Annotated in this window: 13 protein-coding genes; 6 read left to right on the top strand and 7 right to left on the bottom strand. The window is 68.2% G+C overall.

The window, feature by feature from the left end; genetic code table 11:
- Positions 1–48: 48 nt before the first annotated feature.
- Complete coding sequence (locus tag AC3A4E_RS03900) at positions 49–483, bottom strand: VOC family protein (protein ID WP_487630254.1); 435 nt, start codon at positions 481–483, stop codon at positions 49–51.
- Between the two features lie 192 nt (positions 484–675).
- Between AC3A4E_RS03900 and AC3A4E_RS03895 the strand changes: the two genes are divergently transcribed.
- Positions 676–1386 carry a response regulator transcription factor gene (locus AC3A4E_RS03895; RefSeq protein ID WP_487630253.1) on the top strand — a complete coding sequence of 237 codons (711 nt, stop codon included), beginning with the start codon at positions 676–678 and terminating at the stop codon, positions 1384–1386.
- A 69-nt stretch (positions 1387–1455) separates the two neighbouring features.
- Here AC3A4E_RS03895 and AC3A4E_RS03890 read toward each other — a convergent pair whose 3' ends face one another.
- The gene (locus AC3A4E_RS03890; RefSeq protein ID WP_487630252.1) at positions 1456–1599 is read right to left on the bottom strand and encodes a hypothetical protein; all 144 of its coding nucleotides are present in this window, start codon (positions 1597–1599) and stop codon (positions 1456–1458) included.
- Between the two features lie 186 nt (positions 1600–1785).
- Complete coding sequence (locus AC3A4E_RS03885) at positions 1786–2274, bottom strand: hypothetical protein (protein ID WP_487630251.1); 489 nt, start codon at positions 2272–2274, stop codon at positions 1786–1788.
- A 65-nt stretch (positions 2275–2339) separates the two neighbouring features.
- On the opposite strand from AC3A4E_RS03885, the gene AC3A4E_RS03880 reads away from it, so the two are divergent.
- Positions 2340–3512, top strand: a complete 1173-nt coding sequence (locus AC3A4E_RS03880) for a PQQ-dependent sugar dehydrogenase (protein ID WP_487630250.1) — start codon at positions 2340–2342, stop codon at positions 3510–3512.
- A gap of 101 nt (positions 3513–3613) precedes the next feature.
- Here the strand turns inward: AC3A4E_RS03880 and AC3A4E_RS03875 are convergent, their stop codons facing one another.
- Positions 3614–5626, bottom strand: coding sequence for a S9 family peptidase (locus tag AC3A4E_RS03875; protein ID WP_487630249.1), 2013 nt, complete (start codon positions 5624–5626; stop codon positions 3614–3616).
- Between the two features lie 118 nt (positions 5627–5744).
- Positions 5745–8399 (bottom strand): TonB-dependent receptor, encoded by a 2655-nt coding sequence (locus AC3A4E_RS03870; RefSeq protein ID WP_487630248.1) that lies wholly within the window; start codon positions 8397–8399, stop codon positions 5745–5747.
- 811 nt (positions 8400–9210) lie between these two features.
- Between AC3A4E_RS03870 and AC3A4E_RS03865 the strand changes: the two genes are divergently transcribed.
- The 3 genes from AC3A4E_RS03865 (at position 9211) to AC3A4E_RS03855 (ending at position 11404) form a co-directional block, all read left to right on the top strand.
- Positions 9211–9435, top strand: coding sequence for a hypothetical protein (locus tag AC3A4E_RS03865; RefSeq protein WP_487630247.1), 225 nt, complete (start codon positions 9211–9213; stop codon positions 9433–9435).
- A gap of 67 nt (positions 9436–9502) precedes the next feature.
- On the top strand, positions 9503–10042 hold the full coding sequence (locus tag AC3A4E_RS03860; RefSeq protein WP_487630246.1) for a pyridoxamine 5'-phosphate oxidase family protein: 540 nt from the start codon (positions 9503–9505) through the stop codon (positions 10040–10042).
- Positions 10043–10189: 147 nt separating this feature from the next.
- On the top strand, positions 10190–11404 hold the full coding sequence (locus AC3A4E_RS03855; RefSeq protein WP_487630245.1) for an extracellular catalytic domain type 1 short-chain-length polyhydroxyalkanoate depolymerase: 1215 nt from the start codon (positions 10190–10192) through the stop codon (positions 11402–11404).
- Positions 11405–11474: 70 nt separating this feature from the next.
- Here the strand turns inward: AC3A4E_RS03855 and AC3A4E_RS03850 are convergent, their stop codons facing one another.
- A complete protein-coding gene (locus AC3A4E_RS03850) occupies positions 11475–12074 on the bottom strand; it encodes a hypothetical protein (RefSeq protein WP_487630244.1) in 600 nt (199 codons plus the stop codon).
- Between the two features lie 158 nt (positions 12075–12232).
- Here AC3A4E_RS03850 and AC3A4E_RS03845 point away from each other — a divergent pair, with 158 nt between their 5' ends.
- Positions 12233–12568, top strand: a complete 336-nt coding sequence (locus tag AC3A4E_RS03845) for a hypothetical protein (RefSeq protein WP_487630243.1) — start codon at positions 12233–12235, stop codon at positions 12566–12568.
- A 24-nt stretch (positions 12569–12592) separates the two neighbouring features.
- Here the strand turns inward: AC3A4E_RS03845 and AC3A4E_RS03840 are convergent, their stop codons facing one another.
- Positions 12593–13795: a serine hydrolase domain-containing protein gene (locus AC3A4E_RS03840; protein WP_487630242.1), complete on the bottom strand. Its 1203-nt coding sequence runs from the start codon at positions 13793–13795 to the stop codon at positions 12593–12595.
- Positions 13796–13814 lie beyond the last annotated feature (19 nt).

Here is a 13814-nt window from a genome sequence, read left to right as displayed (position 1 = left end):
ACGCACAGCCTGAGAGTCGGCACAGGGTACCGCGCGTGCCGGTACGACTCAGGACTCGAACGTGATCTCCACCGACGCTGCGTTGCGATGCGCCGGCCCGTGGAAGACGACTTCGATGTTGTTGCCGTCCGGATCGAGCACGAACGCTGCGTAGTAACCCGGATGGTAGGCACGCTCGCCCGGCGCTCCGTTGTCCTGGCCGCCAGCCGCGAGCGCAGCGGCGTGGAACGCGTCGACCGTCGCGCGATCTCCGGCCTGGAACGCCAGATGGTGCCGACCGGTCGGACGTCCCGCCGCGGCCTCGCTGTCCAGCGCGGACACGAACAGTTCGTCCGCCCAGAACCAGCCCTCGCCTTCGCCACCGATCGGAACGCCGAGGATCCCGAGCACCGCTGCGTAGAAGCGGCGGCTCGCCGGCAGGTCGTGGACGACCAACTGCAGATGGTCGATCAGGCGTCCGCGGTGCAGATGCTGCGTGTCCATGTCCGGCTCCAGGCAGTCCAGAAGCGTCGACGATAGCGCCGGGACAGGCTGTCCGCATGTCCCCTGCGCCACCCGGCGGGACACCCGTTCGTGGCGCCGCATATGTGCGGTTTCGAACATGGGTTTTCACCCACCATCCACCCGCTTCATGCGAGCGTCGCGAACCTGAATTCACATGTACGGAGTCGTTCGATGGCACACCACAGTCCCGGCGGTCTCATCCTGCTCGTCGAGGACAACCGCAACATCTCCGAGCCCGTCGGCGAGTTTCTCGAAAGCCGGGGGTTCGAAGTGGATTACGCGGCTGACGGCCTCGATGCGGTGAACCTTGCAACCGAGATCGCGTTCGACGTGATCGTGCTCGATCTCATGCTGCCGCGACTCGGTGGACTCGAGGTCTGTCGCCGGTTGCGCACCGAGCACCGGCAGACGACGCCGATCCTGATGCTCACCGCACGCGACTCGCTGGAAGAGAAGATCGAAGGCCTCGAAGCGGGCGCCGACGATTATCTGACCAAGCCGTTCGACATCAAGGAACTCGAAGCGCGCGTGCGTGCGCTGATCCGCCGCGAGCGCCGCGAAGTGGGTGCGAGCGTGCTGCAGATCGCAGATCTCGTGCTCGACCCGGCATCGTTGCGCGTGCAGCGCAGCGGACGCGAACTGAATCTCGCGCCGATCGCACTGAAGATCCTGACGATCCTGATGCGCGAAGCACCGCGTGTGGTCAGCCGTCGCGAGATCGAGCAGGAAATCTGGGGGCTGGCGCTGCCCGACTCCGACACGCTGCGCAGCCATCTCTACAACCTGCGCAAGGCAGTGGATCGCGATCAGGATGTGCAGTTGCTGCACACGATCACCGGCGCGGGCTACCGCGTTGCAGACCTCGGTCAGGCAGTCGCCTGACCTGTTGTCGCGATGCCCCGGTCGGGGCATCGCGCTTCCGGCACCGGCGCCTCGACGCCGGGCCCGCCCTCACTCTTCCTCGTTGTCCTCGCCCGGTGTCCTGGGCTGCTGACGCGGCGCGCCACTCTGGCCGCCTGCACCATCCTGATGACCAGGCGCCCGTGTATCGGGCGTCTGCGGCTGGTGGCTCTGATCCGGATTCTGATTGCGCATGGGAGTGCTCCAACGGCGGGAATCGCCGTGCGCGCAGGCTCTGCGAGACGGCGTGAGCCGATCGCGAGGGCATTGCATTCAGTCGTGTCGTGTTGCCGGCGGTACAGACATCCGACACCGCGTGCAGACGTGCGCAACGACAATCCGGAACCCGTTACGCGCCGTGTCGCCGCCGCGCCGATGGGCTCAGCGGATGGCACGTCCCCAGGCGAGACGCGCGAACAGCGCACCAGCGGCGACGCTGCCGGCGGCCATGGCCAGCAGGCCACCCATGCCGCGGGTGGCATCGATCAATACCGGCATCGGCGCGACTGCGTCGACGACACGCACCGCGACGACGAGACCGACGCCCGCTGCCAGCGCATAGATCGCGGTGCGCCATGCGCACGTGCGGCGCTTGGCCATGCGCGTACCCAGGGCCGCTGCGCCGAATGCAGGCAACCAGGCTGCAAGCACGATGCCGGCGTACGCGGGACCGAAGCCGACGAGATCCTGCAGCGTGGTCAGCGCCCGCACTCGCAGCGGCACCTCGACGTCCAGCGCGACCAGCGCCTGCAGGTTGAACTGTGTCTGCACCACACTGCCCCATGCGGTCGCACACAACGCGGCCACGACGAATGCGAACGTCGTCCGGCGCCAGGAACCCGCGCTGTCGCGATGGAGGCGGGTCGTCATCGGCGGGAGATGTGCAGCATCATGTGGACATGATGCCGCAGTCGCGGCGCCGACGTGGACCCTGCATGACCCGGATTGCGCCCCGCCTGCACGACAGCGTTGCACAGACACGCACGCGATACGGCTTCGGACGACTGTGCGTGGCAGTGCTCGCGCTGTGGCTCACGGCGGCGCCGATCGCGGCCGCGACGGACGCACGCGGCTACCGGGTCGAAACCATTGCCGGCGGGCTGGTGCATCCCTGGTCGCTCGCGTTCCTGCCCGACGGACGCATGCTGGTCACCGAGCGGCCGGGGCAGTTGCGGGTGATCGAACGCGACGCACGTGGCGGCTACGTGCTGCACCCCGCGGTCTCCGGTGTGCCGCCGGTTCTGGCAATGGGCCAGGCCGGTCTGTTCGATGTCATGGTGGATCCGGCGTTCGCCGACACCGGCACGCTGTATCTGTCGTTCGCCCACGGCACACCGACGGCCAACCACCTGCGCATCGTGCGTGCACGACTGCAGGACAACGGCCTGCACGACGTCACGCCGATCTTCACCTCGCAACCGGCGAAATCCCACGGCCAGCATTTCGGTGGCCGCATGGCGCTGCTCGAGGACGGCACGCTGGTGACCGCCGTCGGCGACGGCAACCTCGAGCGCACCGATGCCCAGCGTCTGCACACGCACCTGGGCAAGGCGATCCGCATCCACGTCGACGGACGCGTGCCGGACGACAACCCGTTCGTCCAGCGCGACGGCGCACTGCCGGAGATCTACACGCTGGGCCATCGCAATCCGCAGGCCATGGTCCGCGTCGGCGGTCTGCTGTATTCGAACGAGCACGGCGCGAAAGGCGGCGACGAACTCAACCTGCTCGATGCGGGCGCCAACTACGGCTGGCCGATCACGACCGATGGCGTCGACTACACCGGCGCCCGCGTCACGCCCTATCGCACCTGGCCCGGCATCACCGCGCCGCTGACTCACTGGACGCCTTCGATCGCGCCATCGGGTATGGCCTGGTACGACGGCACCCTGTTTCCCCAATGGCGAGACAGCCTGTTCGTGTCCGCGCTTGCCGAGCGCAGCGTGCGACGCGTGCCGATGTCCGGTGGCCGACCCGGTCCGCAGGACATCCTCTTCACCGAACTCGACGAACGCATCCGCGATGTGCGGACCGGCCCCGATGGTGCGCTGTATCTGCTCACCGACAACGAGAACGGCCGCGTGCTGCGGATCACACCAGCCGACTAGTCGGCGCAGCACTGCGTATCGATGCGGCGTATCGCGGAGGCGCGTCTCTCCCGCCGCTTCCGTCAGGGTCGATCCGCACGGATCGCACGGATCGACGTCCCTCAGGACTGCGGAACGGGCGGCGCCAGATACCGGTCGAACCAGTCCAGGTAGCGCCGGTAGCGGTCGGTTTCGAATCCGATCCGGGTCAGCCGGTGATGCTGTCCGGGGTACACCACCAGGCGCGTCGGGACGTCCAGCGCGCGCAGTGCCTGGTACATCTGCTCCGAGCCGATGATCGGCACATTGAAGTCCTGCTCGCCACCGAGGAACAGCGTCGGTGTCCTGATGCGGTCCGCGCGCAGGAACGGATACGACACGTCGATCCACGCCTCCAGGTTCTCCCACGGCGCGCCGAACTGGCTGTCGTAGAGATGGATGTACTGGTTGTGGCCGTACAGCGCGAGTTTGTTGGCACTGCCCGCACCGCTGACCGCAGCGCGGAAACGCGTGTCGCTGGCGATGACGAAGTTGGTCAGCAGCCCGCCGTAGCTCCAGCCGCCGACACCGAGGCGTCCGGGATCGGCGATACCCGTGGCCACGAGATGCTCGGCGGCGGCGAGGATGTCCTGTACGTCCCGCTGTCCCCAGGCCCCTGCGATCTGCTGGCCGAAGGCGACGCCCCTGCCGGAACTGCCGCGATAGTTGACGTTGACCACCGCATAGCCGTGCGCGGCGAACAATTGCCGTTCGAACCGGAACCCGTGCGCATCCTGCGCGTTCGGACCGCCATGGATCCAGACCAGGGTCGGCAAGGGGCCATCGGCCGGGCGATGGCCGGGTGGCAACGTCAGCAGGGCATGCACGCGCGTGCCGTCGCCACCGTCGAACTCGATCCGGCGCGCGGGCTGCAAAGGCAGCGTCGCGGCGGCTGCGGTGTTGTGCGTGCTCAGCCGACGCAGACGACTGCCATCGAGCACGTGGATCTCCGCAGGCGTGGTGTCGCCGGTGGCGACGACCGCAAGTCGTCCGCTGGCGTTCTGGTCCAGCCCGCTCACATGCTGCCCGCGTGGCGTCAGGACGCGGACCTCGCCACCCGCCACCGGCACCTGCGCCAGTGACTGGTCGCGATCATCGGCGACGAGGAACCGCAGGTGCCTGCCGTCCGCGCTGAAGACCGCCGCCGAGACACCGCGGTCGAATGCGGTCGTCAGTTCGCGCACCTCGCCGCCGGCGGCCGGCACCACGGCCAGCGCGTTCTGGCTGTGGAACGCGAGTGTCTGCTCGCTGCCACGACCGAAGGCGACCAGCCGGCTGTCCGGACTCCAGGCCAGGAAGCCACCCTCGATGCGCGTCGTCGCGGTCAACTGCCGCGGCGCGCTGCCGGCTTGCGCATCGGCGACGAACACGTCGTCGTTGCGGCTGCGGTCCCAAGTGGCGTCGTGGTTGCTGACATAGGCGATCAGGCGCCCGTCCGGTGACCACGCCGGCCGCGACTCTTCGTGATCGCCGCCTGCGGTCAGCGGCTCGAGCACGCCACTGGCGACATCGTAGAGATGGATCCGGCTGCGCTGGGTATCGGTCAGGTAGCCCTCGCCGTCGCGCTTGAAGACATAGCGGTCGATGACGATCGCGCGATCGCGGCCGGCGGCGTCGGTCGGCTCCGGCGCGCGGTACTCCAGCGCCAGGCGATGTCCGTCCGGCGACCAGGCATGCCCGGTGATGCGGCCGGGCAGGCGCGTGAGCTGGCGTGGCTCGGGCTGGTCGATCTCGTGCACGAACACCTGCACACCGTCCTCGCCCTGTCCGGGTGCGCGCAGGTACGACACCGCGCGTCCGTCGGGACGCCAGCGCGGCTGCCGTTCGCTTGCACTGCTGAAAGTGAGCTGGCGCCGCTCGCTGCCGTCGAAGCGCACCAGCCACAGGTCGGTGTTGCGACGGTCGCTGGTGAAGTCGGGCGTGCCGACGGTGTACACCACCCATTGCCCGTCGGGCGAGACCTGCGGGTGACCGACGTCCAGAAAGCGGGTGTGGTCGCCGGGCTGGATCGCCGGCGCCGCCGGACTTGCGGCCGGCCAGCACAGCACCGCCAGACCGAACGCGACCGCCACCAGCGGCGACAGGACAATGCGCATGAAATTCCCCTTGTGCGCGTCCCCACCGGACGCGCGATGTGATGGCACGGCGCAGCGCGCCGCATGAAGGGCAGAGGGCCGCCACCGCGTCGCGCGGCGACGACCCCGCACGCCGTCCTCAGCGGAACCGGTAGTCGATGCCGAGGTTGATGAACTGCCCGCGCAGGTTGTACTGCGAGCTGCTGTAGGTGCTGGCCGGATCGAACGGCGGGTCCTTGTCGGTGAGGTTCTGCACCGACAGCGAGACCACCGTGCGTTCGAAGCCGGAGTAGCCCACGTGCAGGTCGAGCTGGTGATACGGCTTGACGTGATCGAGCAGTCCCGGCGCGCTGGCCGCGGTGGCGACCGCCTGGTCGTAGCTGTGGGTGTAGAGCGCGTTGAGCGTGGCGCGCCAGTCACCGCGCTTCCAGCCCAGCGAGGTCACGCCCTTCCACTTCGGCAGTACGCCCAGGCGATTGTTGCCGGCACCGTTGAATGCTGGTGCGCCGGCGATCAGCGGCTCGCTGTAATCGAGCAGATGGCTCCAGTTGGCCGATGCGGTGAAGTCGCCCAGCGACGTGCGGATGCGGTGGCCCAGCTCGATGTCGATACCGGACACCTCGCGCTCGCCCTGGTTGGCGTACTGGTTGGTGATGATCTGGATCTGGCCCTGCGCATCGCGGAGCACGCGACCGGGGAACAGCGCCTCGTTGTTGACGATGAACTGCGCGCTGTCCGGATTGATCAGGTTTTCCTGCTCGATGCGGAACCAGTCCACGCCGATGGTCGTGTCCGCACTGGGCGACCAGATCACGCCAACGTTGAAGTTGCGCGAGCGCTCGGGATCGAGATCCGGATTGCCGGTGCGCACATTGGTGATGCCACGGCTGCCGCCAGGGTTGAAGGGGTCGCGCGGATCGATCACCGATCCGTAGCTCACCGTCTGTCCATCGGCGATTTCCGGCAGCGCCGGCGCCCGGAAGCCGCGTGAGAACGACGCGCGCGCCAGCAGCGATTGCGTGGGCTGCCAGCGCACGCCGAACTTGGGCGAGAAGGCATTGCCGAAATCGTCGTAGTGGTCGGCGCGACCGGCGAGCTGCAGCTCGACGGTCTCGTGCACCGGCACGCTGAACTCGCTGTAGATCGCGCCCACGTCACGCGAGCCGTTGACGATGTTGATCGCCGGACGCAGTTCCGCACCCGAAAGCACCTGCTCGCTGGTGCGTGCGTCCATGGTCTCGCGGCGCAGCTCGACGCCTGTCGCGAAACCGACCGCGCCCGCCGGCAGGTCGAACAGGAACGTCGATGCCTTGAAGTTGGCCGAGTGCAGGCGATAGAAGCCGGGACGTCGCGTCTGCAGGCGCAGATCCTCGAGACGCTCGGGCGTGCTGGCCGGATCGAGGAAATCGTAGCTGCCGTCGGCGAGCACCTCTTCGAACGCGTAGCGGTCGATGAAGTTGTCGACGTACTCGCGTTGGCGGCTCTGCGAGGTTTCGATCGCCGCTTCCCAGTCCCACTCGCCCGCCTGCCCGCGCACGCCGCCGAGCGCGCGATAGAACACCTGCTTGTTCCATTTCAGGCGCGGGCCGATGTCGAAGAAGTTGTACTGGAACGGCAGTGGCGCACCGGTCGGATTGTTCGGATGGCCGACCGGCAGTACCGACGGCACGTCGACCAGCGTGCCGGTTTCCGGATTCCAGGCGCGCAGACCCGGCCCCACGGCCAGCGGCGCGCTGAAGATCTGGTCGGTGTAGTTGTCGCTGTAGATCAGATCGCCGAAGGCTTCGGTGTTGTCGCCGAGCTTGATCGTCGCACTGAGCGACGCCTGGTAACGCTTGGCGCTGGGCTGCAACGTGCTGTACTCGCGCGGGTTGAAGGCGCAGGTGTTGCCGGGCACGGTGCTGCCGAAGTCGGAATACGGCCGCAGCTGTGTGCCATCGGGGCAGGGATCGAACGGTGTCGGCCGGCTCGGGTTGGTCAACCACGCACCGGCATTCGTGGTCCACGCCAGACGCCCGCCCGGCCGGTCGCGGAAATCGCCGTCGCGGGTGTAGCGACGCTCGCTGGCGTCCAGGCGCGAGCGGTGCAGCACGTCGAGCCCGAACAGGACGTTCCAGCCATCGGTGTCCAGATCGCCGAAGCCGGCGAGCACGTTGCCCTTGTACTCGTCGAAGCCGCCCTGCGTGGCCGCGCCGTAGTCGGCGCCGAACTCGATGCCTTCGAAATTGCGGCGCAGGATGATGTTGACCACGCCGGCGATGGCGTCGGAGCCGTAGACCGCGGATGCACCGTCCTTGAGCACCTCGACGCGGTCGACGGCGCTGATCGGCAGCGCGTTGAGATCGACGAACGTGTCCTGCGTGCCCTGTGCGAAACCGAAGTTCGCGACGCGGTAGCCGTTGACGAGGATCAGCGTGTTCTTCGGACTCAGGCCGCGCAGTGCGATGTTCGCGGTGCCCGAGGAGAAGCTGCCGGTGGACTGCTCGTCGGCGCTGTTGCCGGTGTTGACCGGGAGTGCGCGGATGAACTCGGCGAGCGTCGATTTGCCGCTGGTCTCGATGGTCTCGCGGGTGATCACCTGCACCGGATTGGGGCCTTCGACCTGCGCGCGGCGGATGTTGGAGCCCGTCACCACCACCGAATCCAGCGTGCGCGTGGCGGCCGGTGTGCCGTCGCCGGCGGCTTGCGCCAGCGTGTCCGCATCGGCGGTATCCGCCGCGTGGAGGGTGGGCGCGAGTACCAGCAGGCAGGCAAGCGCAAGCGGCGTGGCGACGGGAGGACGGACGTTCTTCATGCAACAACCTCGGACGTGGGGCGGTGGGGGCGAGCGCAGGCCATCCGTCGCAATCGCGACAGCGCTCATGGGAAACATCAGGCGTGGTGCGGCGGGACCCGGAAGGTCATGTGCCGCGAAGCCCGCAACGGGTGCGGTGACGCAGGGGCGTCAGCCGGTCGATGCGCCCGGACAGCGTCGACACCACGGACAACGTGGTGGCGGCGTTGTGGCGCGGACATTCGACATCGGGCTGTGCATTGCGATCGGCGGGCTTCGGAAAATTCCGACCTGAATTTAAGGTCGAAACCGACCGCACGCTTAACTAAATTTCGTCACACCGACAGTCCGGAGCGCTGTATGGCGTCTCCCGGTTGAAGCCGGGAAGCGCAGGCTCCGGTGGGCCCGCCGCGTGGCGCTCCCCGGCAACATCGCATGGTCATGGTTTCGCGGAACACGCCGCAGGCGCTGTTGCGCGCCACGCGGATCACGCACGCTGCGCGCAGGTGAAGCGTGCCTGTCCAGCCACATCGCCGACGCGGCTGAATGCTGCGGACTCGCCCCGGATTCACATCCGCCCATGCAGCGTCGCGCCTTCCGACACGATGGGTTCGACCATGCCGCGCACGCCGGTCCGCCGCGATCACGACACGACACGCACGCCGCTGGACCCGACAACGCGTCCGGACGACGCCGCACCCGATGCCACCGGGACACCTCCGCGCGACGCACCTACGTCGGGCGTGCCTGTCGCACATCACGCTCCCCGCACCGCCTACCGCACGCCGGTCTGATCCGTCGTGCCCGCCTCACCCACCACCCAGGACATCCCATGGGACTTTTGAGAATCGCTGCCGCAGGCGCACTCGGCTACTTCGCGTACCAGGCCTGGCAGCGCCGCGCGGCCGCTTCACCCACGCTCGAGACAGATACACTCGAGACAGATACAGATGCAGTCGAACGTGCGGCGCCGCCACTGGTTACCGACGTATCCGACACCGCGAACCGCGCGTCCTACGACGACACGACGGCGTCTCGCGGCGCGAACGCACACTGACCCGACCATCCGCCGCGCTGGCCCTGCCCGCGCGCGGCGGCCGCCTGCGACACCACTGGAGCCACCCATGGATTCGATCAACCGCAACCAGCCCGAGCACAACCGCGAAGACCTCGCCGGCACTGACGCCGCTGCGCGCATCCGCGACATGACCAAAGATGCCGAGTCGTGCTTCTTCTGCACTACGCCGCTGTCGAACAGCGACACCGGCGGCACACGGCCGATGTCGATCGAGGAGGCCGACGAGACCGGTGCGCTGTGGTTCCTCAGTGCATCCGACAGTCACAAGAATGCCGAGATCGAAGCAGACCCGGCCGTGCGCCTGTATTTCCAGGCCTCGAAGCATTCCGGTTTCCTCGCCCTCGACGGCCACGCGACGATCAGCCGTGATCGTCAGCGCATCGAGGACCTGTGGAATCCGATCATGAAAACCTGGTTCACCGAGGGCAAGGACGACCCGCGCATCACCGTGATCCAGGTCAAGCCGACCGGCGGCTACTACTGGGACAACAAGCACGGCGACTTCGTGGCCGCGTCGAAGATGGTCGTCGGTGCGGCGATCGGCAAGACGCTCGACGATTCGATCGAAGGCCGCGTGTCGCCCTGACCGTGTCCTGCGGGCGGGGGGGCGAATGCCCCGCCCGCACGCTGTCGAAGCAGACGGCTGCACCAGCCGTTCAGGCCTCGCGCTGGATTGCGTCATCCCGCTCACATGCCCGGCCGTAGGCTGCACAGGCGGCCTCCCCCTCTCCGCATGGCGCCTGTCTTGAAATCCTTCAGTTCCCTGTTCCGTCGGCATGCGCCGGCGATGGCTGCACTGGTCCCGAAATCCGTGATGACGCGTGGCACCGCCGGTGCGCAGCAGATCCAGACGACCATCCAGGACGCGCTGTCCTCCGCAGGCATCCGCGCCGACGCCAACGCAACCGGCATGCAGAAGACGATCCAGGATGCGCTGCAGCAGGCCGGCCTGCTGTCACCGGAAGATGCCGCATCCACCCCGACGACACCTGCCGATGGTGCGACGTCCACGGGCACTGCCGCGGACCGGGACGCTACTGCGCGTCTGCATGGCGCGGAGCCGACCACGCGGACCGCACGCGGCACGACCACCGAGCACAGCTACAGCAACCACGCCGGCACGCGCAGCTACACGCTGTATGTGCCGCCCGGTCTCGATGCCGAGGATGCGCCCGCAGCGCCGCTGATGATGATGCTGCACGGTTGCACGCAGACGCCCGCGGACTTCGCAACCGGCACGCGCATGAACGCGCTCGCCGATGCGCACGGCGTCATCGTGGTGTACCCGGCACAGACCGCGCGCGACAACGGTCAGAAGTGCTGGAACTGGTTCCGCAGCGAAGACCAGTCACGCGACGCGGGCGAGCCCGCGATCCTGGCCGGCATCGTCGACGACATCGACCGCATGCATCGTGTGGACAGGCGCCGCGTCTATGTCGCAGGCCTGTCCGCAGGCGCCGCGATGGCGGTGATCCTCGGCCGCACCTGGCCCGACAGATTCGCAGCCGTCGGCGCGCACTCGGGTCTGCCCTTCGGGGCAGCGACGGATGTGCCCGGCGCATTCGCCGCGATGCAGGGTCGCAGCAAGCGTCCCGAAGTTTTGCCCGCGACCGACGCGCAACGCGTGCCGACGATCGTCCTGCATGGCGCTGCCGATCACACCGTGCGTTCCGACAACGGCAGCGCGATCGTGGCCGATGCGACTGCCGGCAACACCGCGGTCGTGCCGCTGCGTGCGGAGATGTCCAGCACCAGCAAGGTCAACGGTCGCGAATGCACGCACACCGCATTCGTCGATGCCGACGGTCGCGTCCGGGTGGAACACGTGTTGATCGCCGGCGCCGGCCACGCCTGGAGCGGCGGCGATCCGGCAGGCAGCCACACCGACGCGAAGGGACCGGACGCGTCCGCGCTGATCCTGGCGTTCTGCCTGCGTCACACGCGCTGACACACCCGCAGGGCAGCCGATGCTGCCCTGCGGGTGCTGCATCAGCGCTGCTGCGTTTCCGCCGTCTGTATCAGGGCCCGCACTGCCAGCGGCCTTCGATGGTCCGGCTCGCGCCGTCGGCGCGCTGATAGGTCAGCGTGGCCGGTCGCGGCGGCGACTCGCCACCGCCGATGGCCGCGCCCGTTTCCTCGATGCGGATCGTCTTGCCCTGTCCGGTGAAGGTCGGGTTCCGGGTCATGCCGTCGAAGCCGCCCGACGCACGCACCGGTTCGACGTAGCCGGCGACCTTGACGATGCCCTGCGCGGGGTCCTGCGAGCCGACGACGCCCATCGCGTGGAGCAACGGCTGCGCGCCGTCTTCCGAAAAGTTGCAGGCGAGTTCGCCCGACAGATCCGCGCCGGTCAGATCGGTTTCGCTCAGGGTGTCGAGCACGATCTCCGAACCGTCGCCACCGACCGTGCCGCTTGCGGCCACCGGCGCAGGCGCGACGGGCTCGGGCGCGACCTCGTCGGCAGCCGTGGGGGTCGGCGCGAGCGCGGGTGCATCGGCAGCCGGTTCGGCCGCGTCGTCGGCAGGCGCGCACGCAAGCAGGGCCGTCGAACAGAACGCGATGGCGAGCGCCTTCGCGATGGAAGACGGTGTGAGCGCAGAGGATTTCGTCGGGAACATGCAGACCTCGTCTGTGTTGCGGCCGCGCATGACGACAGGCGGCCCGGAACAGCGATCCTCGCCGCGCGCGCCTTCGCATCCCGTGAAGCGCACATGCCGTCGACACCACGCGGCCGCGCCTAGACTCGCGACGACGTCACACCACGGGCCCACGACGGATGCCGCCACTCACCACGCCTGACGGCCGCTATCTGATCGTCCGCGGGCGCCTGTGGCGCACCAGCAATCCGCATCTGCCCGAAGTGACACGCCAGCGTCTGGTCGATGCACTGATGGACGCACGGCGTGCGGTGAAACACGCGAAGCAGGCGGACGACGCCGACGCGATGGCCGACGCGCGTCGAGACGTCGATGCCGCCAAGCACGCACTCGGCGAACGCGGGCCCGTGTGGTGGACCGATGGCGCGCAGGACTACAACCGGCATCTCGCCCGCAACACGCCGTATGCGGACTGGTATGCGGATCACCTCGCGTCAGCGCGCACATCCGTCTGATGGCGTGCTGCATGCCGCGTCGGATCAATGCGCTGTGGTCGTCTCCGCAAGCCGCAGCACGTCGCTGACGAATCCGGCGTAGTCGTCTTCCGGAAACACGTGGGTCTCGCGCCTGTGGATCAACCGCACTGCAACGATGTCCTCTGCCGGCACGATCACCAGATGCTGACCCAGATAGCCGTTCGCGGCATACGCTGCCACCGGTCCGCGCGCCCGCGTGAACAGATCGGTGAGGCGGATGCCGCGCCCGGTGATCTCCTCGCCGTAACGCTGCGCCCATGACGGCCCGAGCCGCTGCGCCAGAAAACCGGTCAACGCGGCCCGGCTGTCGAACTGCGTGCCGGACGCAGCGAGCACCGCATCGCGCACATCTTCAGCGACGGCGTTCTCCGTGAGCACCGCGCCCGCATCGTCGTCGAGCGTGTAGCGCTCCCATGCCGCGTGCCGCCACCACAGCAGCCCGACATCCGGCGAACGCGCGCTCTCCGCGATCAGCATCGCGACGAAGTCCTCGCCGAGGATGCGCGTGCCGTCGGGGGCCACGCCCCTGTCCAGGATCAGCCGGCCGATTCTGGCGAGATCCTGCGCCGACAGCGCCAGTCCGGCCATGCCCATCGGCGTTCCCGCAGCGTCGCGCATCCAGGTGTAGTCCGTGATGCCCAGCGGCGCGAAGAGTCGCGTGGCAACGAAGCTGTCGATCGGCTCACCTGCCAGCGTGCCCACGATGCCGGTCAGCAGGTTCGTCGCCTTGTTGTTGTAGGCGAAGGTCGTGCCCGGGTCGCTGGCCAGTTCGGCCGCAAGCGCGAGTTGTACGAGATCCGGGGCGCCCTCGAGTTCCACGCCTGCATTGGGCACGTTCTGCAGACCCGAGGTGTGGTCGAGCAGCATGCGGAAGGTGATGTCGCGCTTCCGGCCCTGCGCCCATTCCGGGTAGACATCGCTGACCCGCCGGTCGATGCCGTCGAGCGTGCCGTCCTCGATCAGCAGCCCGAATGCGAGCGCGACGATGGACTTGGTCGCCGACATCAACGGAATCTGTGCCGGCGCGTCGGGCGCGTGCATCTCGAACAGGGTCGCGTCACCACGCTGGATGAGAACCGCATCCGAATGCGACGCGACGGCGCGGGTCTCGATGGCCGTGATGACGTCCGACGGCTGCTGCGTCTCCGCAGCGACGGCGGCCGACGCCGCGATACAGCACATGACGGTCGCGAGCAGTGCGCGCATCCGAAACTCCTGGTCCACA

It is taken from the genome of Luteimonas sp. Soil_N_1, from assembly GCF_057656255.1.
Note: the sequence above shows the minus strand (reverse complement) of the source record. Positions and strands in the feature narration are given on the sequence as shown.